Origin of the sequence: Vaccinium witches'-broom phytoplasma str. VAC, assembly GCF_000309405.1 — a bacterium.
Taxonomy (GTDB): Bacteria; Bacillota_I; Bacilli_A; order Acholeplasmatales; family Acholeplasmataceae; genus Phytoplasma.
In genome coordinates, this window is sequence record NZ_AKIN01000054.1 from 1 (window position 1) to 2729 (window position 2729).

Consider the following 2729-nt stretch of genomic DNA (forward strand, 5'->3'; position numbering starts at 1 on the left):
TAACTTTTTTTATTTTTTCTAAACAAGAAAAGGGAATTTTTTTTTGTAAAGAAGTTTTTTTAAGATATTTAAAATATTTTACTTTTCAAATGAATATTGCGGTTTTATTAATTTTATTATCTTTTTTTCTTAAAAGTAAAAATAAAAAAATTCATTCTTTATTGATAATTATTATTATGGTATATGCTTTATTAACTACTTTTATTTACAATCTTTTCCTTCATCCATTTTGGACGCCTGAAAGCAGTGATTTTGTTCAAATTATAAGAAATAATAATTTAGAAGATAGAATTTGGCGTGCTTTAAGTATTTCACAACACGTTTTAATACCTTTTTCTTATTTCGTTCTTTTTTTCTTTTTTATTCCAGTTAATTTTAATAATTTTAGAAAAATATTTTTAACTTTCATTCACCCTATTTTATTTCTCTCTTTTTATTATTTGTTGTTATTCTCTCCTAATAAAGGTTATCGTAATTGTAAAAAAGGAGGGGATAAATGTTTTTTTCCTTATCCTAATATTCAATGTCATAAACAGCATTCTTATCGAGGCAAAGAAATTAATAAATTATTTGGCGAACCATTATTCGATATGAGAAATATTGGAGGAAAAACAGCTGTTTTTTTTAGAATACTGATTTTAACTTTTTTCTTTTCGTTCCTTTTTTTCTTTGTTCTATATTTTAAGAATAAATTTAATGATAAAAAAAGCTTTTTAAAAGGTAATATAATTATATACGATTAAAAAAATAATTAAATTTAAAAAAAGGTTGATAAAAATGTCAATTGCAAAAAAAAGATTAGTGACGGGAATAAAGCCAACTGGAGATTTAACTTTAGGAAATTATTTAGGAGTCGTTAAACCGTTAGTTAATTTTCAAAAAAAATTTAATCAAGAATATGATCTTTATGTTTTTATTGCTGATTTACACGCTTTAACAAAATTTCAAGAACCAACATTATTAAAGAAAAGAATTAAAAATATCGCGGCTCTTTATTTAGCTTCAGGTTTAGAATCTTCTCAGGTTAATTTATTTGTTCAATCAGAAGTTGTTCAACATACTTATTTGAGTTATATAATGGAGTCTACTTCTTATTTAGGCGAATTAAACCGAATGATCCAATTTAAAGAACAGAAAAAAAATAATTCTAGTCAAAACATAAGAACTTCTTATTATACTTATCCTCTTTTAATGGCTTCAGATATTTTACTTTATGACGCTAATGTGGTTCCGGTTGGTCAAGATCAAAAACAACATTTAGAATTGACTCGCGATTTAGCTGATCGTTTTAATAGTTTATATGGAGAAACTTTTGTTATTCCTGAATTTTTAAAAATGGGTCATACAATTAAATCTTTAACCGAACCGACTAAAAAAATGAGTAAAAGTTTTCAATTGGATCCACAAAATGATAAAGGTTGTATTTTTCTTTCAGAAGATTTGAAGATTATTAGACAAAAAATTATGAGATCTGTCACCGATTCGGATAAAAAAATTTATTATGATGTAGAAAAAAAACCAGGAATTTCAAACCTTTTAACCATTTATTCAGCTTTAAAAGATTTATCAATGGAAGAAACTGAAAAATATTTTTTAAATTCTTCTTATCAAATTTTAAAAGAAAAAGTTTCTGATGTAGTGGCGGAAACAATTGATGAAATTCAAAAGAAATTTGCTTTTTATAATAAAAACTCTATTTTATATGAAATTTTTGAAAAAGGAGCAAAAAAATCCAGTTTTATTGCAGAAACAAAAATAAAAAAAGTTAAGAAAAAATTAGGTATCGGATGGCAATAAAAAAAATTTTTAAAAAATCTTATACCTTCATAAGGTAGGGGGTATTTTTTTAAATGAATGATTTAGAAAAAAAAACACAAAAAATAAAAGAAACAAACATATGGAAATTTATTTTATTTTCTTCTTTTCCTATGATGATTTATTTAGTTTTTAACAATATTTCTAATAATATTGATTTATTTTTCTTAAAAAATAAATTTGGTTTAAAAGAAATAAGTATGTTTTCGCAAATTAATGGAGCTAAAAAAATAATTTTTACTTTTGTTTTTTCCATTATCATTGCCGGAATTTCTTTAATAGCTAGGGAATATAGTTTAAAAAACTTTGAAAAAATGAATAAATTATCTAATTTTTTTTTAGTATTTTCTTTTTTCTTTGTAATTTTTGTTTTAAGTTTTTTCATATATTTGAGAGCATCTTTTTTAAAATTATTAAATATTAACGAAGACTTTATTGAAGATAAATACGGAAAAAGTTATTTTTTACTTTCTTTATCTTCTTTAGTTTTTGTTACCATTAATATGATTATTTTAGGTTTTGAAAGAATTCAAAAACATAATTCTAAAGTTTTCTTTTTAAATTTGTTCAATTTTTTTCTAAAAATATTTATTTCTTATTTCCTTTGTGTTTGTATTTCGCCTGATAAACGACTTTCGTTTGAAGAAAATTTAGAAAATTATGTCTTTTATGTTTCTCTTTCCACTTTAATATCTGATTTTTTATTAACTGTGATTTCTTTTTTTATTATTTTTAATAAAAAAAATCTTTTTAGAATTAATTTGACAAAAGCTTCTTTTGATAAAAATTTTTTAAAAAAATTATTTCAATTGTTTTTATCTATTTTTTCTATTAGAATTAGTAATATTTTAACTAAAGTTATTCTTAATTTTTCTATCATTAATGAAACTAATAATGGAGTAATAACGGTCGCC

3 protein-coding genes are annotated in these 2729 nt (G+C 22.1%); all 3 read left to right on the forward strand.

What is annotated here, in order from left to right; translation table 11 throughout:
- Positions 1-743 (forward strand): hypothetical protein (locus RI68_RS01585; RefSeq protein WP_017193509.1); only part of this gene is annotated, 743 nt, incomplete at its 5' end.
- A 34-nt stretch (positions 744-777) separates the two neighbouring features.
- On the forward strand, positions 778-1797 hold the full coding sequence (trpS, locus tag RI68_RS01590; RefSeq protein ID WP_017193510.1) for a tryptophan--tRNA ligase: 1020 nt from the start codon (positions 778-780) through the stop codon (positions 1795-1797).
- A 53-nt stretch (positions 1798-1850) separates the two neighbouring features.
- Positions 1851-2729: MATE family efflux transporter (locus RI68_RS01595; protein WP_017193511.1), on the forward strand; the 879-nt coding region annotated here is incomplete at its 3' end.